This is a genomic window from Pseudoalteromonas luteoviolacea DSM 6061 (assembly GCF_001625655.1).
GTDB classification, from domain to species: Bacteria; Pseudomonadota; Gammaproteobacteria; order Enterobacterales; family Alteromonadaceae; genus Pseudoalteromonas; species Pseudoalteromonas luteoviolacea.
In genome coordinates this window covers 1-22,455 of sequence record NZ_AUYB01000147.1, presented here as the reverse complement: position 1 = coordinate 22,455, position 22,455 = coordinate 1, and the positions used below count along the sequence as shown (strand labels likewise).

Here is a 22,455-nt window from a genome sequence, read left to right as displayed (position 1 = left end):
CTCGTCACTCTGAAATATGATACGAACTCACCAATTGTTTCATATGTTTTTTAAAGCCAATTGAGTTCGTGGTTTTCATTAAATTACCCAACTTGTCTTTATGCTTTTTGGGAACAAGGATTGCGCGATAATATTTTTGGTGGGCTTGATGAGACAAGTAGAGACTGGTCCACCAACCGTGCTTTCTTGCATAGTAAAAAAAAGTTGGTCGACTCACTACAGCAAAGTCAATTTGTTGTTTTAGCACAAGCTCTAATAGTGCCTTTTCATTACTCGCGTCGATACGCTCTAACTTTTCGAGTTTTTCTGCATCATGCAACTTTGGGTAAAAATAGCCTTGAACGCCACCATAGCGTTTACCATGCAGCGATGTAGGGTTTAAATAGTCAAATGGACGCTTAACACTCGAAACAAATTCATCCGTATCGTAGAAAAGCGGATCACTCCACAGATATTTTATCTGGTCGTTGTCACCAAACCACACGGGATTAACACCCAACACGGCCCCCTCGAGCTGGCCTTTTTCTAACTCTTCCCGAATACGTGTTTTTGACCTGAACACGAGCTGATACTGTACATCGTCATGAAATTCATTAAGCAGCCGAACAATATCAAAGTAAAGCCCTGAACTATCTTTTAACTCCATGATATAAGGTGGCTTATCGTGATACGTATACAGTTTGACCCGCTCTATTTGCTCGCCCCACGCGTACCATGGCGCCAACATAAATATGCCAATGATAATTAGCTGCTGCAACGTAACTCCTAAAAAGTGACTGAATGGCAATATATTAAATCTATATCTTACCCATTCAGTCATCAAGTTTTATGACATTAGGTTACTGGCAACTTCCGTCATTGTACTTTACAAGTATCGTTGCTCCTTGCGGAGCTCCTGAGACTTTTAAGTAACCCCAGTATTGACTTTGACCAGATAAATTAACGCATTCACTATTACCGTTTCGAGCAGAACGAGCTTCTACGTTAGAGTCGGTTGGCCAACCTTGATTGCTATACTCAAGCGTTAGGTCACCGCTACCATGCGCTGTTTGGATACTGATATTACCCTGGTCTTGAACATTTTCTAAACTGAACCACATTGGCTCTTGGCTCGCCAAACAAACGGCTGTCCCAGCCACCAAACGACCACTCGACACACCCCCTTGCGTTTTACACAAATCAGGTAAAGTTGTAGGTGGTGCATCAAAGTCAGCCACAAGCGAAACATTCTCGTAAGCGTTATATCCGCGCAACATAATATAGTAGGTACCAGCCGTTGGCGTCGCGATAGTACAGCGCTCAGCATTGCCGCCCACATAAGGTCTACAATCATAAGTATCTAGTGTGGGTTGCTGACCATGTCTCACATAGAGGTCAACATCTCCACTGCCACCTGAAGTTGCTATGTTTAGGTTAGTCGCGCCTACTGGCACTTCAATCTTAAAGTGTGTCATATCGTCTTGTTGAGCAGCAACGATTAATGACTGGCCTTTTTGCAGCTCTGTCACACCATCGCCAGATTGAGAGACCGTTACCGTCGTTGATGCGGTTGCTCTCGCGCCTTGTGGATCGCTCACTGTCAATGAAACGCTATACTCACCTTTTGTATTGTAACGGTGTCTCGGGTTCGCCTGTGTACTTTGGTTACCATCGCCAAATTGCCACAAGTAAGTCAATGCTTGTCCCTCTGGATCTGAGCTACCTTGACTGCTGAATAAAATATCGCTATCGACCGAACCTGAGTATGGGCCATTAATTGCAGCGATTGGCGCTTTGTTGTCACCACCACCTGCCAGCTCTTGAGTCCACTGGGTAAACTCTTGAGCGTAACGCTGAGACCAACCATTAATTGTGGTTTTATAACCACTCCAGTTACCTTGTCTGGTTTGCGACAACATAACTTTCAGCTCTTCAAAATGACGTTCAAACATAAACCTGACTGCGAGGTAACCCCAGCGATAAATTCGGTCTTGATCAAATCCAGCGTAGGTCGTTTCGAAGATTTCGCCCAACTGATATGTGCTTCCATCTTTAATGGTATCAATCGCAGCTTGATTGTCATTTAAGTTAGCCACATATTCTGCGACCCCTTCACTCCACCAAACAATGGCTTCGGTAGGCGCATTAAAGTCCCCGTACAAATCAAATCTACCATCTAGATAGTGCACGTATTCATGCTCTAAATTCCAAACAAAATGATCCAGCTTGGCATATGTCGCTTCATAAGCGATAAAGTTAGCTTGGTTGCCTACTTTACTCGGATCGCCTTCAAGGTACATACCGCCATTATTGGTATCAATTTTAAAGATTGCTTTAGCATATTTGCCGTAGTCACTACTACTATCAAAAATATTAACCTGCAGCATGGTGTTATTGTCATCGGCGACAGGCGTATTGTTAGTTTCTAACATATTATGGAAGCGCGTTTCTTCTAACGCCATTGTTTGACACGCCGAAAGGTGCTGCGCATTAGTCATATTTTGAGAACGAATACGTATTGTAGAGCTACACTGGTGAGTTTGAGACAGCGCCTTATCGGTGAGCTCTTGTTCAAAATTACAGATTCCAAAGTCATTACAATCTGCGTAATAAGTAGCAACATCCGCTGCTGCTAACCAAATCCCATCTCCATAACCAAAACTTTCGTAACGGCTAAATAGCGCTTTTAATGCAGTATCTACAGCGGGTTGAATCGCCGCATTTTTATAATTCTTTAATCGCGCTAGTTCACTTGCTGAGTTAATGATCATATATTCGGCATCAGAACCAATCATCCAACTTTGTTTGCTAAAGTTATCAAGCAAGCTCACAAGCGTCGTATCAGACTGTACCAAAGTGACAAAATTATCGTTCCACTGACCTCGGTATAAAATGGTAAATACCCCGTTGACAGCACTACGCATATTCCATTTGTCAGCATAATTTTGGTTCCAACGCTGCAACCAAGACTTAACCACAGGCAGATATACATCTTGCATCTCAGATGAGTCCATCGTTGTAATGACTTCTTTTAACACGCGTCCATGTGTATCACTGTTGTCGTAAAAGTGAGAGTTATTCACAAACCCGTCGATTGCGCCTTTAACGATAGGTTTTAGATCTGCGCCAAATGTGACCGAGTCATTATAAAATTCTACATAATAACCTGCGCGAATGAAAAGGAATAGAGATTCCAAGGCCGCACTGCCATTGCCATCGTAATTTGTTGTCAGTGATCTTGCGTACTCAGCTGCTGCGCGCATTTTAGCAGTAGTGAAAACGGCAGTTTGCGTTGCACTAGGCGCGCTAAATAGCTGATTCACACAGGTTGTACCTTGATTAACAACCAAGCTGGCAATATTGCTTGCACTGGCTTGCGCCAATTGATTTAGATCGCAATCTGCCGCGACCTCATTGGACGCAGACAGCATTTGATTTGCAGTCATCATATTCGCTGTAATAATCGGAGATTCACTTTCAGCGAATGGTGCTTTTTCGTCGTGTTTTGTGCTGTGTTCATCACCATGTGAAAAGTGAACTGGCGATGATGTTGTCAATGGTTTAAAAGCGCGCTCAGCTTGATGCTCATGGGCATGTAAACTGAATGCTAATACCGGCAAAGACAGTACAATTGCTTTAAGTTTCATATTTTTAACCTTTTAAAATGTGTATCCAAACCCGCTAACCGGGAACATATTTTTAACACAACAGCAATATTGCATACAATATATTTTATATAACTTTACGTAATAAACAGAGCAATAATTAAACGCTTTAATTGTTTTTTGTTAACTAATTTATTCTATGACGATTGAAAGCACTCAATATTCATCTGAAAAAATAGAGTACAAACTTATATTTAACAAAAGGTTAGAAAGTAAAAGTGAGGTGATTTTATACTATTTAAGGAATGTAATATGATGCTAATGTTTCAGCTTCCCTTGAATTTTTTATAACAGTTACTATTAGTTTTTACATTGCTTTATTCAAATATTGAATATGAACTACGCCTTGATTGCGCATTGTGACTAATAGAGTTTGCTTTTCCAGCCGCAGTGGATAGTCACCGTCTGGTAAATTTCTCTTCGTAAGGTTATTTAGCCCTTCAACAAGACCCAAGGTTTCTACTTGATCAGGTTTCGCCCCACGCTGGTGATTTTGCTTCACATAGTCCATCCCTTGATCGACACACTTATCGACCACTGCTTTTGCAACTCGTTTACCAGCCTCACTTTTAAGAGTTTTAAAAAATAAAGACTTAAAAATAGTAGAAATCATGATCTTACCCTGCTCCAATAATCTACGACTATTTTGCCACGCGAAATTATTACACTCCATTACACGCTTAAGTTAAGCAGGATAACCTGTACCTGTCAGCCTGTTTAATTAGATAAATGGTTTCTAAATGTGTATCGAACAAATATGGTGTGGCAATGCAAAGCGATGGTTAGATTCTTTGTAGTTTTGCATCTATTAAGCGAGTACTACTACACAGCGGATCGCAGTTGATGATCGAAAAATTAGCCCTGCTATCAATCTCGTTAAAACCTGTTAATTCAATATGTCGTGCAGCGCCATGGGTCACGGCATTGAGCGCTTGCACAAGCGTCACTCTCTCAGAGGGATCCAAGGTACGCTGCTCGCTAGAATAGTGTGCTGGCATAACTTCAATATCGCGCTCACTCGCGATTTCAGCTAACCTCAAGGGCGATAAAGGCTCACTAGGAAAGTTACTTTGCAAACATAAGTTACACCCGCTTTGCAATATACTTCTGGCTGGTACAAGTAATTCGTCGTAGTGGTAGTCATTTACCCATTTAAACCCACTTGTTGCCAATCGCCCTACAGTTAGACCTACCGATGTTTTGCCACTTAGCCGATTTAGCTGCGCAGATTTCAGCACTTCGCAGTGATCTAATCGTGCTAGCTCATCAATATGGCACTGGTAGGTAGGGTAAGTTGAAAATGTGCAAGATTCATTTTTAAAGCTTGCTAAGCTCTCAAACAATAGCGCCACAAACTGACTTTGAACCGCGGCTTCAAAATGGCATATCCCCTGCTTTGCTCCTTGCTCTACAATTATTCCCAACGAAGCATCTAATTCACTCAATTGCCAAATAAGCTCTGTATCGCTGAATGCCCAAGGCAAAATAGACATGCCTTCAGCAGTCACAAATCCATGTTGAGTGATTCCATCAATAAAGCTTTTGATTGACGGAGATTTACCCAGCGCACTCTCCTGTATTCGCTCTATCAGTTTGCTATTCACATAGGCAGAAGCAAAATCACTACTGATAATACACAGGGGCCTATTCAACCCGAGCTCATCTAATGCACAGACGTATAACTGCTCTATAGGTTTGCCCCAATTCAAAAGGTATGGGTCCAACCCAAAACAAAACAAACAATCTCCTTTAGCCAAACTGCTATCAAGATATGCCAATGCATTAACAACATAATCGTCACCATAATCTTGACTTGCACGCGTTGCCACGCCACTCAACCCATATAACCCTAAGTCTGCGTAATGACGACAAAGTGCCGATTCAATAAGATAACAGTGAGCATGCACGCAGCTAGGTATCATGCTTTGTGCTGGCTGTAGTTGCTGGATCCTGACCAGGCAATCTGTGTGCTTTGCGGTTTGATATACCTGTTGGAAATGACCAAAACTCAATATGCGACCATTCTTCACAGCGATTGCTTCCGCTGTTTTTACTGTGTCAGCAAACTCAGTGTAAATAACACTACCGTGGCGTGCATCATAGATATCAACATGCATATCACTCTTGTGCATGGGGTCTAATCGAGCCTGTTGGGTAAACAGGTCTGGGGTATATTTATCCGCCAATCGATTTAACCATGTTTGAATAAATGAGCTTTCCATAGGGTGGTTTTGCAGCATTGGGTTTAGAAAGTGCATCCCTTATCACTCCCGAATAACATTAGTAGCGTGTTTAGACACATGTAAACATCGTCCTTACTAGGCTAGTAAACTGCCCATACAAAGAACATTACATACCATTACACTAGTTCATAAATAGCGGGACAACAGCTCACCGGCGTTCTTTTTTACAAAAATATGACAAATGGAGAAGCTGATGAAAAGTTCGGACAATTCTCCTAAGTTTTACAATAGGCCTTTTTGCTTCAGAGTTTTAATGTAAACTAAGCGCTTTATGTACAATAGCGACTAAGTTACACAAACCAAACACTCGGAAGTGATATGGCAAACTTTTCTACACACCTAAAAGCCTCAACGATAGTCAGTGCCACACTCAGTTCAGTGATTGTAAGCATGTCTGAAGTCAGCGGATTTCAAGCATTGGGGCTATTTATTGTCGGTGCGCTTGCAGGGTTGTTACCTGATTTAGATTCAGATAAATCAAAGTCATTAAATAGCTTGTTTAGTATTTTTGCTATTCTGGTCGCTGGAGTTTTGCTACTAAACTATCAGTTCGACTCCATTTTGGAAACATGGATGCTCGGGCTATGTATTTATTTGCTCTTTATGTATGCCATAAAACCCATTTTTGAGCATTTTACTGTGCACCGGGCCACGCTCCATTCAATATCCGCGGTATGTATGTTTTGTGCTTTAACTTTTCATAGCTGCCTACTTTTAGGAGTGACACTGCATATGTCAGTGCTTTCAAGTATGTTTGTTATGGTGGGCGCGTTAACACATCTCATTTTGGACGAATGTTACAGTGTTGATATTGATAACAAAGAGTTGAAAGCTTCATTTGGTACGGCCTTAAAGCCCATTGATTTACGCTATCCTGTCACCTCATTAACACAGGTTTGTGTGACTATCGCATGTATTTATTTTGCAATGCCGCACTTTTCTAACATTGGAGATTTATTCGATACTTGGGCGACTAAGCTACATGCATTGACCTTTTTACCTGACTTTTCTGACTATCAATGGCCAATTGAACTATCGTGAGCATATTAAATTGCCTGTGCTCCATAGTTGCCTAAATAAGGGAAGATTATAATTACCATAAAGCCCCTAACCACACATGTCTCGGTAGTTGTTTACATCGCAGTAATTTCGTGAACTCGCCTATTTGTGGTAAGTTACGCTCTCAAAATTTTTCGTTACCTTAATCAAAGGATATCCGATGGCTGAGTTTTTTAACCAAATCAGTGGCCTGTTGTGGGGACATATTCTTATATACCTATTAATAGCAGCCGGTGTTTTCTTTACAATCCGACTGGGGTTCATCCAATTTGCCCAGTTCCCTCACATGATCAAAGTCATGGCAAATAGTCGCAACGGTGCAGGCGAAGGCATCTCGTCATTTCAAGCATTTTGTACTTCCCTCGCAGCCCGAGTAGGTACCGGTAACATGGCCGGTGTAGCTGTTGCCTTGTATTTAGGTGGTGCTGGCGCAATCTTTTGGATGTGGCTTATTGCTCTAATTGGGATGGCAACAAGTTTTGCAGAAAGCGCGCTTGCACAGCTTTACAAAGTAAAAGATGAAGAGGGTAATTACCGAGGTGGGCCTGCCTATTACATGCAGTATGGGCTAAACAAACGCTGGATGGGTGTGTTGTTTTCGCTATGTTTGATCCTCGCGTTTGGCTTAGTGTTCAATGCCGTACAGTCAAATTCCATTGCAGCAGCATTCGAAGTGGCATTTGATGTACCTAAGTATATTATGGGTATCATTTTAGTGGTTGGCTCTGCGATCATTATCTTTGGTGGCTTAAAGACAATTGCTCGTTTTGCTGAACTCGTTGTTCCATTTATGGCACTAGCTTACTTGCTCGTTGCACTTTACGTGTGCTTTAGCAATTTTGAGCAACTTCCGGCAGTATTCAAACAAATCATTGATAGCGCCTTTGGCTTAGAGCAAGCTGCAGGTGGTGCTGTTGGCTACGCAGTTATGCAGGCTATGATCCAAGGGATTAAGCGTGGTTTATTTTCTAACGAAGCAGGTATGGGTAGTGCGGCAAACGCAGCAGCAAGTGCTACACCGAATCCAAACCACCCTGCATCGCAAGGCTATGTACAAATGCTAGGCGTTTTTGTAGACACAATCGTCATTTGTAGTGCAACTGCGGCATTGGTTTTACTTTCAAACCAACTCGTTCCAGATTCTGGCGTAACCGGTATTGCACTGACTCAAAAAGCACTTGTTGAACATGTGGGTGACTGGGGAGCAGTGTTTATTGCTGTGGCAATTTTCTTTTTTGCTTTTACATCTATTGTTGCTAACTACAGCTACGCAGAAACAAACCTGATCTTTTTGCAAGAAAACAAAATGGCAATGATGATATTCCGCATCTGTGTTCTAGGCATGGTTATGTTTGGTGCAGTTGGTGAATTAGGCCTAATTTGGACGCTTGCTGACATTTCAATGGGTCTGATGGCGATTGTTAACGTTGCAGCTCTATTTATGCTTTCTGGCATCGTAATTTGGCTCGCGAAAGATTACCGCGCTCAATTAAAACAAGGTAAAACACCTAAATTTGACCCAAGTAGTCGGCCAGAAATTGCCAAAACTCTTCCTGAGGGCATCTGGCACAAAAAGCAGTAATCTGCTTTTAAAAAGCGGCAGTTAACCTGCCGCTTTTTACTATTCATTAATTATTTCCTCTCTAACCCATTGCTTTAAAGCGCTAATTCTCTGTACAAAAGTACCTCGAACTTGGTAACTGAACTAAGTTGATACAGCTCTATAGAACACAACAATTGTTATAGTATAACATTTCAAATATAATCCCCTTAAATCGTCACATCGCTTTGAATAATCTGGAGCAAGCAATGCAAAGTACACGTGCCCCTATCTCGGCCATTCCAACTAATATCGTCACTGGCTTTTTAGGTGTGGGCAAAACCTCTGCTATCAAACATTTACTATCGCAAAAACCTGAGGGTGAACGTTGGGCAATACTGGTCAATGAATTTGGGGAGATTGGCATAGATGGCAACTTGTTAAATGGGCAAAAGCAAGACTCAGTGTACATTCGTGAAGTACCTGGCGGTTGCATGTGTTGCGCATCTGGTTTGCCAATGCAAATAGCGCTGAACCAGCTCCTCAGCGAGGCTAAGCCACATCGACTACTGATAGAACCCACTGGCCTTGGCCACCCACTAGAAGTTTTACAGCTGCTTTCCAATGATTACTATCAAAAGCTTTTGAACTTAGAGCAAGTTGTCACTTTAGTTGATGCACGCAATCTAGAAGATCATCGGTATACAGAACATGCGACTTTTGTACAACAAATTGCAATTTCAGACGTTGTGATTGGCAATAAACAAGATCTTTATGATGCGCACCACAAAGACTCACTTACCCATTATCTAAACAAACTAGGGTTTGATAACAAAAAGCTGTATTTTTGCGAGCATGGTCAACTCGACCCCCAATGGCTCGTTGGCCAAACACACGCACATACCAAACCGCCGTGCCATCATCACCACCATGAAGCAAATCCTGCAAGAGATATTAACGCGGCGCCAATTCCTCAAAGTGGCTTTTTGTCAGCTGAAAATGAAGGAGAGGGCTTTGTTAGTGCAGGCTGGCGCTTTTCCCCAGATAAAGTATTCGACAGACAGAAGCTACGCCAATTGTTCTTACATATCGAAGCTGAACGTATCAAAGCAGTTTTCATAACAACTCAAGGCATTTTTGGCTACAACAAAACGAGCGATGGTGTCACAGAAGTTGAGCTCGATGAATGCATGGAAAGCCGCATCGAAATCATTGCCCAAAAGCAAGACTCCCAATGGCAAAGCCGTTTACTTAGCTGTTTGAGTTGAAAGCAAGATTTTTAAAAACACGGTTGCGATACTTCGCAACCAAACTTAATAGGAGGAAAGCCAAGGAGAAACCAAAATCGACTGCTGTAGTTCAGCGTAACAATAAGTGAAAACAAGAAAGAATATAAAATGAAAACAAACACATCATTGCTCATTGCACTGCTAGCGCCACTCGCTTTTCTAGCATCTGCTCACGCATCCGCAATAAAACAAACCAAAGGCGACTTTGAAGATAAATTCCGCCAACTGGATGAAGTACTTCCAACACCAAATGTCTATAGAAATGCAGCTGGAGAACCGGGACAACAATATTGGCAGCAAAAGGTTGATTACAAAATCAAGGTGTCGCTTGATGAAGAAAAGCGCCGTTTAACAGGTCATGAAAAAATAACCTATCACAATAACTCACCTTATAAATTAAAATACCTTTGGGTTCAGCTAGACCAAAACATATTCAAGGAAGACTCTATTGCAAACATGGCTAATAACTTTGGCGGCGTTGGGCGCAGAGGACCACTTACGCAAGCTGGTACTAGCACGACCCCTGCAAAAATAAGCCTTGGAGAGCTTAGACGCCAACAGTTTATGGCCGATAATGAACTAGGCTATGAGATCAGTGCAGTTACCAACAGCCGAGGTAAAAAGCTGAGCTTTACCATTGTTGGCACACAAATGCGCATTGATTTGCCTACACCATTAAAGTCTGGTGACTCGGTTAAGTTTGCGATTGATTTTGCATTCAACATTGTTGAAGAAGACGCTGTATCTGCTCGTTCAGGATATGAACACTTTCCAGATGATGCGCGCCCTGGTGGGAATGACATATTTTTATTAGCCCAATGGTTTCCGCGCCTTCACGCTTATACAGATTACGAAGCATGGACAAACAAAGAGTTTTTAGGTCGCGGCGAATTTACACTTGAATTTGGCGACTATGAAGTTGAAATTGAAGTACCTGCCGATCACATTGTCAGCGCAACTGGGGTACTTACTAACCCTAAAGATGTGCTTACTCGCACCCAACGCGCGCGATTGAAAGAAGCCAAAAACGCAAAGCGTCCTGTTTTCATCGTAACTGAAGAAGAAGCGTTAGAAAACGAAAAAGCAGGCTCAACCAAACGTAAAACATGGAAGTTTAAAGCTGATAATGTACGTGATTTTGCTTGGGCTTCTTCTCGTAAGTTTATGTGGGATGCCCGTGGTTATCAGCAAGGGGGCGAAGAGATGCCACATGTAATGGCGATGTCCTTTTACCCTAAAGAAGGTGGTGACCTTTGGAAGAAATATTCCACAGAGTCGGTAATTCATACCATGGAAGTTTATTCACGTTTTTCATTTGACTACCCCTACCCTACGGCTCAGTCGGTAAATGGCCCAGTTGGTGGCATGGAATACCCAATGATCACGTTCAACGGCCCACGTACTGAGTTGCAAGATGACGGCACTCGCACCTACTCGCAAGCTGAAAAGCGCTTTTTAATTGGCGTGGTGATCCACGAAATTGGCCACATTTACTTCCCAATGATTGTTAACTCTGATGAGCGCCAATGGACTTGGATGGACGAAGGCCTAAACAGCTTTTTAGACGGCGTGGCAGGGCGTGAATGGGATCCAAATATTCCTTGGGGCGTAGAACCAAGAGACATTATTGGTTACATGAAATCAGAAAACCAAGTACCAATTATGACCCAGTCAGACAGTGTTTTGCGCTTAGGTCCAAATGCCTATACGAAACCTGCTGCGGCTTTAAATATATTGCGCGAAGTTATTTTAGGCCGAGAGCTATTCGACTTTGCATTTAAAGAGTTCTCTGAACGCTGGCGATTCAAGCGCCCTACACCTTCTGATTTTTTCCGCACCATGGAAGAAGCCTCCGGAGTCGACCTTGATTGGTTCTGGCGTGGCTGGTTTTATTCCACCGATCATGTAGATATCTCTCTCGATAAAGTTTACCAAATGCGATTAGATACGCACGACCCTGATATCGACTTTGCCCGCGAACGCAAGTTTGAACAAGACAAGCCTTCTTCCCTTTTTGTTGAACGGAATAAAGCCGAGGGCAAACAGCTATGGATTGATCTAAACCCAGATATTCGCGACTTTTACGACGACAACGACCGCTTTACAGTAACAAACGAAGAGCGCAACAAGTACAAAGAGTTTCTTGATTCGTTGGAACCTTGGGAGCGCAAAACACTCGCTCGCGCCCTTGAAGAAGATAAGAACTACTACGTGCTTGAGTTCTCAAATATCGGTGGCTTGGTCATGCCTATTTTACTTGAACTCACTTTTGAAGACGGCAGTAAAGAAAATCAGTACATTCCTGCTGAAATTTGGCGAAGAAGTCCAAAGCACGTACGTAAATTAATTGTCACAAACAAAAATAAAGTACTCACACAGGTTGTTGTTGACCCAGGTTGGGAGACTGCCGATGTGAATATTGAAAACAATCACTATCCTCGTCGTATCATTCCGTCTCGTGTTGAAGCGTACAAAAAGGCTAAGAGCAAAGACAAAGTGAAGCGCGATATTATGCAAGATATTAAAACTAAACTAAAAGTTGATGACGCAAAAGAGGGTAAATAATGATTCGATATTTTCATCTTTTGATAGTAGCTTTTACCCTAGTAACGAGCTTACCGGTATTCGCACACCAGCAAAAGGCATCTGAAACAACAGCTTTGTTTAATAAAAACACGGGGCAGTTGGAGTTGATGCACCGCTTCTACCTTCATGATACTGAGCATGCTGTGCAATCATTATTTGACAAAAAAGCGGACATTCTCAACGCCAAAAAAACACAGCAGCAATTTGCAGACTATGTGGCGACACATTTTCAGTTGAGAACATTGGACGATAAGCCCATTGTACTGACAAATGTTGGCTTTGAAGTAGAGGGCAAGTTTTTTTGGGTATATCAAGAAACAACGCTCGCTGATACAGCAAAGGGCATTAAAATGTTTAACGGTGCACTGAGAGACCTTTGGCCAACACAGATTAATATGGTGAATGTTGAGGGTAAAGGCAAAGTGCGTACCTTATATTTTAGCCACAACAAAACGTGGCTTGAAACGCGTTTTTAAACACCCCAGCTTATTTCAAGGAGCAACCTTAGCAGGTTGCTCCTTTTTCATTATCTCACAAAGATGTACGTGGTTTGCTCAACCGCAATACCGGCAACATTCCCAGCCTTATATACACCACCTGCATACGCATAGATATTATGGTAGTTTAGCATTGAGTAATCAGTGCCGGTGCCGCTGCAACCAGATGTTTCATGCCAGTAGAGTCTGAATTGATGCTCACCCGCCATACCATGATTCCGGCCCAATGTATCTTGCAGCGGAATGCAACTCGCATTGTTTAAGACTGCAATATCAGCAACCGCAAATACGCCCACATCACGCATTGTAACCATCAATTCTTGGCTGTTGTTTTTATAATGAACCCACTGAGAGTCTGTTAAGTGGTAATTATCACCAAATGAGGTGATGTTTTGTGTCGCGGTAAACAATACCTCAAAGTCATGAATATGATTGTATGCTTTACCTGGTACGTAACGGATCCCCATAAGGGTCCAACCACCCCCTTCCGTTTCCATATCACAGTAGGTGGTAAATTCAGACAAGCCACCAATGCCATCTGGATCTAAAGTGTAGTAGCCTGATTGTGAAGCTGGATCTTTATCCAAAATAGCTTTACAGCTAGTATTTCCAATAGCTGGTTGGACGTTTTTGTTTGCACGGATAGTCGCTGTATCGCCACCAATTGACGTTATATCTTGCGCAAATAAGTGACCATTGATATCCAGTACGTTAATTACTTCATGGACGTGTGTAAGCTCAGCATCACGAGACTGCTCTTCTTGCAAGAACAGCTCATGGCTTTCGAACTGAACTGGGAGCTCGTCTACCTTAACTTGATTTAGCTTATATACTTCGCCCGTATCCAAGTTGCCTGACTTGCTCGGCGCGTACACTGCCAAATATGAAACCGTTTGACCTACACGCGTATTTGCTGTTGTCTGTAGTTCTTGATATTGAATTTTGGCACTAAACCCAATTTGGTTCACGCTGTTGGCACGCGCTACATAAGCAAACCCGCCATTGTCAGACTGTGGACTCAAAAATAGATAGGGAACTTGATCATATTGCTGTGCAAAATTAAATGTTTGGCTAGCGGTGCTCAAATCAATCGTACCCACTTCCCAAATTGAGCCATCTTGCATTGCATGCGTACCAGCACTGAGCGTGAGTGTCGAGATAGTCTCGTTTGAGTGTGAGCCATCTAGGTACTCCCACTCTTTAAAGCTTACCGTAAAAGTCCCATCTTGGTTGTTTTGCAATGCAACCGCACCTCGCTCTTGGTCAAGGTTACTCGCAACACCCGAGATCACAACTTCATTCGCTGTGGCGTTGACTAAAGTTCCATTGCTGCCCGCGGTGTTTTCAACCAGTACAACTGCACTTGCAGAGCAAGCTGCAAATACTGATGCTGTCAGTAAAGCTTGTTTAAACATATGTGTTTCCTTTTTATCATTGGATATTCGGTGGCTTCATTGCCACCTTTTGAAGTAAATGCTAACAAACCAAATGGAGCTGATACAGAGAGGTATACTAAACAATTAAGTTTTTCATAAAGTTAGGAATAATTCACTACCTCTTTAGGACTAAAATAATGCAAATCGTTAACTTTTATGACGTTACAAATATTGGTTCTCATACAAATTTAACAGGTAAGTTCAACCCGATGTGCTCAGCGAAAAACTAAACCCTCGTTGCAATTTGGGCTATATGACGAATTAATGTCCAAACAAACCAATTAGTTATTGCCTTTTAAAATAAAATCATTATAGTGACAAACCAAGTCGGCATATAGCGCAGCTTGGTAGCGCACTGTCATGGGGTGTCAGGGGTCGCAGGTTCAAATCCTGCTATGCCGACCAGCTTTCCTCTCCCTATTCAATAACTTATTTCAATTTTCCAATCCCATTTAAAAACTACCCATGGTAATTCTGTGGTAATAAAATGGTAAATCAACTTTCTTGTACCTATATTCTCGCATTAATTTTTATTATCTATTTTCAGCAAGCAATGACTCTTTTTGCTTCAACGCCAACGCCAAAACCATTGCATTCACTAAACACTTGAGCTAGCGACATCATTAAAACACTACTTCACTTCCAAAGAATACCTTGTACAAAAACCAATCTTAACCCATGGGGTTTATTGGCTGAAAAACCGAACTCCCTTGAATCTTCACAACTCAATAAATATAAAAAGAGCAGCAAAACTAGATAGATAAACCTAATATTTCGCAAGCGCAGGAGCTAGAGTCCACACATTCCCCCCTTGCCATGCAAACCATTTTTCCTTCTCAGCTCAACACTCAACTTAATTTAACTCAGTTGCAATAGTTGACTTAATACCTTTCTTAATTTGCTCTTCGCTTTGAGAGGTATGTAAAAAACAGCCAATCGTGACGTTAATGATTAAGACCTAAAAATTATTTAGACATAGGTGTGTAACACTACAAAAATGATATTGACTGGTTTGGATTTAAAATCAATTACTCTGACCCCATTGATTTTTATTATTTTTTATAGGAATTAATTCATATTAATAGTATTAGAATGTGTATATTACCGAGCTTACTTCGGGTTTTTAACTAGGAATATATAGGAGTTGATAATGGATTTAGCGAGTAAGAACCGTCGTAATTTTATCAAAAAAGTCAGTGTTACTGGCATTTCAGGGGTTGGTGTGGTGGCTGCATCTAGCTCTTTTGCAAACGAAAGCAATGTACAAAGCACAGCATTGTTTCATAGTGTTGAAGCGATGAGAAATGCGCTACATAGGGTAGGTGACGTAATAACCACGCTGGGCTATCACGACGCCCATGATGGTGGTGGAAACCAATATCTGGTAACGATGGACCCTTCTATTACTCCAGATAATGGAGAGTATATTGCCCTCAACAACTCGGGGTTATTAGCAAAAGGGTTATTTCCATCAGGTGGGCATAATATTAAACAATGGGGTGCCAAGAATGATGGTTCGGATTGCTCTGAACAAATCAAAAATGCACTTATATGGCAACAATCTGCACCAAACAGAGTATTGTATGGGGCATCTGGTACCTTTGTAATCAATGAAACAATCTCTATTTCAACAGGACTGAAAAGCGTATTTTCAACTTACCTCACGCGCACATATCCGCTCATTTTAATTGGCCATAGAGATTGCGTATTAAAAGCTAATGGACAAAATCGGGTGTATCATTTTAGATTTCCTCAAGCCCGTCATGACCACCTAATTGAAGGGATATGCTTTGATGGTTCGGGCATTGTTGAACGCGTCGTTACTTTTGAATCTACAGGTATGCCGAGCAATGGCGAAATCAATATCGCGCAAGGCACTACAATCAAGAATGGCCTCGCTATTGGCGTTTATTGTTATGGTGAATTTGCGAGAGTATATTTTGATGGCACGATAAGGGATATAGTATCGTCACAGCCCAATTCAACTACAGGGTTAAGTATCGCACCTGGACCAAGTAACAACGAGTACACAAAACATTTAGTTGTTGGCTCTTGTGCTTTTATTTCGTCAATTTCTAATGGGTACACTCCTACTCGAGATGCTGATGGCGTAATTTTTGTTGCTATGCGCGAGATTTCGCAAAGGCATGATGCAACGTTTACTGTTGAGCCAGGGGCTACTTTCGAAAACTGTCAAGGCAGAGCGATTAAATCTCAAGTTGTTAACAATATTATTGTCGGTCCTGTTATAAAAAGGGATTCGTGCAATGGCTTAGTAGATATTGACTTACAGTACGGAGGTGGCAGTGTTTCTAATGCTGTGATTATTCACAAGAACAGTACCGTGACTTACGCAATAGGCGTGACCAAGCGCGCACTTCCAAACATAAGTAGTGCATCTATTACCCACAATACCCTATCGGTAATACAAGATAACGCAACATCAGACCTTACCACCGCCATGGTCGGTGTAGCTGTAGCACAGAGCGTTCCACTTAATGGCATTCTAATTCAAGGGAATAAAGTAGAAGGTAAAGTAGAATACTTCAGTACCCTACGTATTTCTGAACTTACCTCAGGCGTCAATGAGGTAACAATAAACGACAATTATCTTAAAGAGGCACAATCCGCATTCCTTCAAGTGTGGGCATACAACGGAGGATACCCCACCCTATTTGTACGCAGCTCTGGAAACTTCGCGGAGCACACTACACTGCACACTAAACAAATCCAAAATACGCGTGCTTTCCCCTTAGTGTGGAACAATAGCGGTATTATGCCACTCAATATGATGAGTGAAGTGAGGCTAGGTCACACTCTTAGTAATATTTCAGGCAATGCTCAAGAGCATGTTCTTGCATTTGACAATATAACATCAGATCACTCAGGGCTATACGATAGCTCAACAGGAGAGTTTAAAGCTCCATTTGATGGCGCACTGAAGTTTCAGTGCAATTTAGAGCTCCACAAAATCGACGATGCACATAGTGACCTAGAGTTAATAATCTTAACGAACAGTGCGCTAAGTGATAGCTACGTAGCAAACTCCGTTAACCTACAAACAATGAAGAGTAGCAATAATACATACAACTTAAAGGAGTCGGGCGAATTACAAGTTCAAAAGGGAGATACAATTACATTTCAGGTCAAGGTAACTGGCGGCAATAATGCTCTGGACATCGCAGCGTCTCAAAATACGTTTATAAAAGTAACAGCCTCGCCACTTTAATTAGAAATACAATTGCGCGTTGTGTTGTTTAAGCTTTTATTATAAGTGATTAAATCAAAAGGCAATCACAAACACGCTATGGGCAATTCGCCACAATACAGCAGGTGACATATGTGGCATTCCGCATATGTCTTTTTAACCCGACTTCGTCGCTCTTTAGACTCTGGTCAGCCTAATTCATGCTCTGTTTTTATTCATTGTACTCATAAATCAACAACCTTCCTTTCTCAAATAAGGGCTCTAACAATTTTAGATTGCACACTGGTGGTCATGAGTTTTATCCACGCCTATTTTTTGTTGCAGCAATTGGCTTCAAGTAAAGTCTTGACTGCAAGTAATTGGAGCATGCACGGTTCCAAAAAGAATTTAAAACGTTGTTTATATTGATATAAATTGTAATTTCAATTCATCAAATGAGTGCATATATAGACTGAATGTATAAACCTCACAAACCGACATACATGTTTATGTAATCACAAATCCTTCGTGAACTTTTCGATTTTTTAGCAGTCTTTATCTAGACTGAAAGATAAATGTATAAAAAATCCAATAACAATAGCGTAAATATTTTTTACAAGGATTAGTCATGAGCACATCATATTTTTCTCAAATTCATGTGGGCCCTGATGGCACTTTTACTCCGTCAGGTGATCATTCAACTTCTCGTGCAGAACTCAAAAAAATCGTTACCGAAATTGCAGCCTCAAACAAAAAACGGCTAGTTATTTATTGTCATGGAGGATTAGTCCCTGAATCGTCAGGTATGGCCTCAGCTCTCACCGTGAATAAAAACATTCGACATGAAGATCACTATGTGGTGTCTTTTATTTGGGAAACTGGTTTTTTAGAAGTACTTCGTGACAACCTCAAAGATATATTTTCGTCAAAACAGGGAGCAAGGCTCCTAAAGTGGGCTATTCGTGCAATTACCAAACGACTTGCTTTTGGAACGCTAAAAGGCGGTGCCGGAAGTGGAATAGCCATCCAAGACATCGAAGAAGAACTTAAAAAAGCTCATCCTTTTAAAGAGTTTGATTCAATCGCCACTTCGTTTACTAAAACAAAAAGCACAGCATTAGATCTAGAAGAAGACTTGAGCAATTTTGAGCTAGATATTCAACATGAGATTGAACAGTACGAGTTTGAGAACAATGAGACCGAAGACGAATGGTACGAGGGTGCGCCAAGCAAAGTACGCACAAACTTGAGCAAAGAAGATCTGCACGGCAACCAAAAAGGGCTTGGTTACCTACGAGTAGCCTCCGCAGTCGTAAAGCTCGCATGGGCAGTAATTAAACGCTACCGCAATGGTACAGATCACGGTCTTCATGCCACTGTTGTAGAGGAAATATGTAGACAGTATTACATTTCAGACGCTGGCCAATGGGTTTGGGGCCAAATGAAAAATAAAGCGCAAGAAATGTGGGAGACAGACAAAGTTGGTGGTGAATTTATTCACCTGCTAAACGAGTTAGCACCTGATCAAGAAGTGCATCTCATTGGCCATAGTGCTGGTAGTATTTGTATTAGCCATTTACTAAACAAAAATGAGCAACTCAGTAAAAAGCTCAATATCGTTAATCTTTTTTTATTGGCCCCAGCCGCTCGGATGGATTTATTCGATGAGGCGATAGTCAACCCAAGTACTTCCCAACACAGTCGTTTCAAAGGCTTTCGCATGTTCACCATGACTGATGAATTTGAGCAAGACGACACCTTAGTAAAGGCAATTCCAATGCTGTATCCGAGCTCTTTGCTCTACTTCATTTCTGGGGTTTTAGAGGCCGAAACAGCAAGCCCTGTATCTGGACTAGTTCGACATCAAGCACACAGCGATGCTTACAATGATCCAGTGTTCAGACGTGTTGAGGAGTTCTTGTCGGTTAATCAGCGTTTGGTTACTTCTCCCACTGATGATGACGCCCCCGAAGGGTGTAGGAGCACAGCTGTCAGCCATGGAGCTTTTGACGATAATCCTTGTACGCTCAGCAGCATTAAGTATTGTTTGCTTAACGGTTTACCTTAACTTACTCAGCACGAAAGTTGTATTTCTATGAATCCAAACCATTATGCGCTTGTAATTGGGATAAATGATTATCCAGAAGCACCATCTAGATACAGACTAGATGGTGCCGTTAATGATGCCAAAGCCGTTACTCAGTGGTTATGTGATCCGTCAGGTGGAGGCTTGGATGAGAAAAATTGCTATACACTTTTTGTAGATAGCTCTAGCAGACAACAAGACGATATGGATACTGATAATGACGAAATAGAAGACGATGTTGAGCCCTACCCTGTAAGATACCATGTCGATAAAGAACTAAAGAAGATTCGAACTCTTTTACGTAAACAGTTGAAAGAATCGAATCAACCAGCTGAGCGTTTTTATTTTTACTTTTCCGGGCATGGTGAGGCCTTGAGAATGCAAAATGATAACGTACTGATGTGTATGGCGAATTGGAGCCCAGATTCGCCAAATGCCAATTTGTCTTCAAGACTCATACTAAAAGAGTTCTTAGAGCGATGCCTGCCATGCAATGAAATCGTCGTTTGGACAGATTGCTGTCGTTCAAGAACTGTCGATGTTAGAGGGGGCGGTTTAGATATTGGATGCCGTAATAGCTGGAAAGAAGGTCACGTGCCTGATTTATTTTGGGCCAATGCAACCTTACATGAAACCGCAGCGCATGAGAGCTTAAATTCTACAGGTAAAAGCTTTGGCTACTTCACAAAGGCCCTAATCAATGGCCTGCAATCCGGAGTACAAAATACCGGCATAACTTGGGATGGTTTGAGAGACTACCTAAGGTTACACGTTGAAACGCTAGCACAAAAAGATGGGTTTCCTCAACGAGCACAGTCCAACCATACAGCAGGGTCAAACAAGAAATATTTTGGAAAACACGCTGGTACAGCAAAACTAGTCATTAACCTAAATGGAGAAGGACGAAACCTCCGTCTATTACTCAATGCAAGTATAGAAAAAAAATCTTGGTCTAATGCCTCAGGCAAACTCACAGTGGAAGGCCTAGAGCTCGGCCTCTATAAGCTAATTGACACCGATACAAACGCATCTATGTTGATCGATTGCAGTTCACCAATAGAGGAAGAAGTTCATGAGTTCTGATTTAATCTCTATTCATGTTGAACCAAAACAGCACTCTGCCGTTCATGGCATGCTAACAGATGTTGAGCTGATTTTATTTGATCAACACAGTGCTATTAAAGAAAGCAATATGAATAAGTTAAATGCAAAAGTGGCTGCAGGGCTTTATAGACTGAGAGCAAGAGCATTTGGCCAGTCAGTTGACAAACTTATAGAAGTCAATGAAGAGCAAACGCGATTTGATATAGATACCCCAAAAAGAGCATCGGCTTTACCTGACGATGAAAGTGAAGATCATGAAGATTATATGCGCAAGTTTCTTCAATACCGCTCTCAACTCTCGATAGGCAACGAACATCAACAACATGGTAAGCAAGCCTTATATATCTTCGTACGCTTAGCCACTAAAACAGGCAACAACAACCCATCAAAGAACTTGCTGGACAATTGTTGGCTAGAAGACAATAGCGGCAAAACAGTTGTGCAATTTAATGCTGATGTTGTACAAAGTGATGACTCTGGCTTAACTTGGTATCGTGACTATTTGTCCCCTGACCTTTATAAATTCTGTAGTAAGGACAATAACGGAAACGTACAGTGGGTACCAATTCACCTTTATTCATCTCAAAAAAGCCACCAGTTATTCCATACTGACGTTGTTTTTTTATGGCAAGAAGGTCTGCAACTTGACTCCGCAGTAATGGCTACACCGTCAATCGAACTTTTAGATTACGACTATCGAATTCAGCTTGCGCAAACAGATGCCACTTTACAATCTCTGGCCGCGGGTGAAAGAAGCGATGAAATAACAAGTAATATGGTCAGCGAAATGCTCACCTCTAAATTTGTTAACCCGTTACAGGGTATTATCGCTTGCCATTTAATGTTAATGCGAGACAAACCTGACTATAAGTCCTTGAATAATGCGCTTGCCAATATTGAACGACTTATTGATTATAGTCCTGATATAGAAGTTCTTAAATATGTGGTCAGTCTGTCTTATACGCATGAAGAGCAAAAACCATCGCTACCAAAACTGCTCGGATTGCCGCTAATTGGCAATCACTTTCAAGAAATTGCTCTGTCGATCCTAAAGGAAAAAGGCAATAACTTTGCGTACATATCAGATACTGTTCCCTACTTCTCCATCGTGAGCAATCTCGGCAGCCAAGTTTTAGACTACGCGTTATATCGAGACTTAAGAAGCCCTTGGCTCAAAACACGCCCACACTCTGGTACTGTTGTAAATCAAAGTATCACGAACCCATTTGCATCTAATACAGTGGATTTGAACAACTCGTTTCCATTGGTTGATTATATGTTGTACGAAGCGCCATCTGGCAGCGCCAGCTCTAACAACACTCATTATAACCCTGCACACGACCCTAAACTGGATGCGATAAATATCCCCAGTTGGATAATCGATATTGTAAAACCAAGCAGAGTACATTTAAAAAAAGCGGTAAAATCAGCTAAAGAGTATAAACCGGACTTCTCTAAGCTTGCACAGCAATATGATTTACCAGAAACCTTGTTAGATCTCGCTTGGCAAAAATATAAAGCGATGGCCAAACAGTAACAGGGCTCAACACCTAAGTGTATTTCGCAAGAGCTTTCAAATTCTATCTAAGCTTAGACATAACACCCGCGTCTGCTATTAAACGCGCTGTATAAACAAGCACGCCTCATAAGCTGTATATATACCTATATATGACCGTATCACGCTATGTAAGACTGCCGTTTCAAATAGTCATCTCTCCGACTTATATAGTCATTGGTTGTTAGCTTCTTACTTGATATCATTCTGTAACTGCCCCAGTTTTAGT

The 22,455-nt window shown here is 41.6% G+C and carries 14 protein-coding genes and 1 tRNA gene; 10 read left to right on the top strand and 5 right to left on the bottom strand.

The features are described 5' to 3' along the window. Window positions 1–4: 4 nt before the first annotated feature. The 4 genes from N475_RS23015 to N475_RS23000 all read right to left on the bottom strand — a co-directional run bounded on the left by N475_RS23015 (window position 5) and on the right by N475_RS23000 (window position 5,902). Entirely contained in the window at window positions 5–757 is a 753-nt protein-coding gene (locus N475_RS23015; protein ID WP_063359197.1) for a type 2 periplasmic-binding domain-containing protein, read from the bottom strand. Window positions 758–839: 82 nt separating this feature from the next. Further along, window positions 840–3,626 carry a collagenase gene (locus tag N475_RS23010; protein WP_063359196.1) on the bottom strand — a complete coding sequence of 929 codons (2,787 nt, stop codon included), beginning with the start codon at window positions 3,624–3,626 and terminating at the stop codon, window positions 840–842. 325 nt (window positions 3,627–3,951) lie between these two features. Then, complete coding sequence (locus tag N475_RS23005) at window positions 3,952–4,257, bottom strand: hypothetical protein (protein ID WP_155732619.1); 306 nt, start codon at window positions 4,255–4,257, stop codon at window positions 3,952–3,954. Between the two features lie 169 nt (window positions 4,258–4,426). Further along, a complete protein-coding gene (locus tag N475_RS23000) occupies window positions 4,427–5,902 on the bottom strand; it encodes an amidohydrolase family protein (protein ID WP_063366026.1) in 1,476 nt (491 codons plus the stop codon). Window positions 5,903–6,205: 303 nt separating this feature from the next. Here N475_RS23000 and N475_RS22995 point away from each other — a divergent pair, with 303 nt between their 5' ends. The 5 genes from N475_RS22995 to N475_RS22975 all read left to right on the top strand — a co-directional run bounded on the left by N475_RS22995 (window position 6,206) and on the right by N475_RS22975 (window position 12,837). Next, window positions 6,206–6,928: a metal-dependent hydrolase gene (locus tag N475_RS22995; RefSeq protein ID WP_063359193.1), complete on the top strand. Its 723-nt coding sequence runs from the start codon at window positions 6,206–6,208 to the stop codon at window positions 6,926–6,928. Window positions 6,929–7,106: 178 nt separating this feature from the next. Then, window positions 7,107–8,528, top strand: a complete 1,422-nt coding sequence (locus tag N475_RS22990; protein ID WP_063359192.1) for an alanine/glycine:cation symporter family protein — start codon at window positions 7,107–7,109, stop codon at window positions 8,526–8,528. A 227-nt stretch (window positions 8,529–8,755) separates the two neighbouring features. After that, the gene (locus N475_RS22985; protein WP_063359191.1) at window positions 8,756–9,754 is read left to right on the top strand and encodes a CobW family GTP-binding protein; all 999 of its coding nucleotides are present in this window, start codon (window positions 8,756–8,758) and stop codon (window positions 9,752–9,754) included. Between the two features lie 129 nt (window positions 9,755–9,883). Further along, a complete protein-coding gene (locus N475_RS22980; RefSeq protein WP_063359190.1) occupies window positions 9,884–12,340 on the top strand; it encodes a M1 family metallopeptidase in 2,457 nt (818 codons plus the stop codon). Further along, window positions 12,340–12,837: a DUF6702 family protein gene (locus N475_RS22975; protein WP_063359189.1), complete on the top strand. Its 498-nt coding sequence runs from the start codon at window positions 12,340–12,342 to the stop codon at window positions 12,835–12,837. Before N475_RS22980 ends, N475_RS22975 begins: the two co-directional genes overlap by 1 nt. A gap of 50 nt (window positions 12,838–12,887) precedes the next feature. On the opposite strand, the gene N475_RS22970 is transcribed toward N475_RS22975, so the two are convergent. After that, on the bottom strand, window positions 12,888–14,273 hold the full coding sequence (locus N475_RS22970; RefSeq protein ID WP_063366025.1) for a fibrinogen-like YCDxxxxGGGW domain-containing protein: 1,386 nt from the start codon (window positions 14,271–14,273) through the stop codon (window positions 12,888–12,890). Window positions 14,274–14,622: 349 nt separating this feature from the next. Here N475_RS22970 and N475_RS22965 point away from each other — a divergent pair. The 5 genes from N475_RS22965 (at window position 14,623) to N475_RS22945 (ending at window position 22,208) form a co-directional block, all read left to right on the top strand. Beyond that, window positions 14,623–14,699, top strand: a tRNA-Pro gene (locus tag N475_RS22965). A 745-nt stretch (window positions 14,700–15,444) separates the two neighbouring features. Beyond that, the gene (locus N475_RS22960; protein ID WP_063359187.1) at window positions 15,445–17,523 is read left to right on the top strand and encodes a hypothetical protein; all 2,079 of its coding nucleotides are present in this window, start codon (window positions 15,445–15,447) and stop codon (window positions 17,521–17,523) included. A 586-nt stretch (window positions 17,524–18,109) separates the two neighbouring features. Continuing rightward, a complete protein-coding gene (locus N475_RS22955) occupies window positions 18,110–19,549 on the top strand; it encodes a hypothetical protein (RefSeq protein WP_063359186.1) in 1,440 nt (479 codons plus the stop codon). A 27-nt stretch (window positions 19,550–19,576) separates the two neighbouring features. Further along, complete coding sequence (locus N475_RS22950; RefSeq protein WP_063359185.1) at window positions 19,577–20,650, top strand: caspase family protein; 1,074 nt, start codon at window positions 19,577–19,579, stop codon at window positions 20,648–20,650. Then, window positions 20,640–22,208 (top strand): hypothetical protein, encoded by a 1,569-nt coding sequence (locus N475_RS22945; protein WP_063359184.1) that lies wholly within the window; start codon window positions 20,640–20,642, stop codon window positions 22,206–22,208. Before N475_RS22950 ends, N475_RS22945 begins: the two co-directional genes overlap by 11 nt. Window positions 22,209–22,455: the final 247 nt, after the last annotated feature.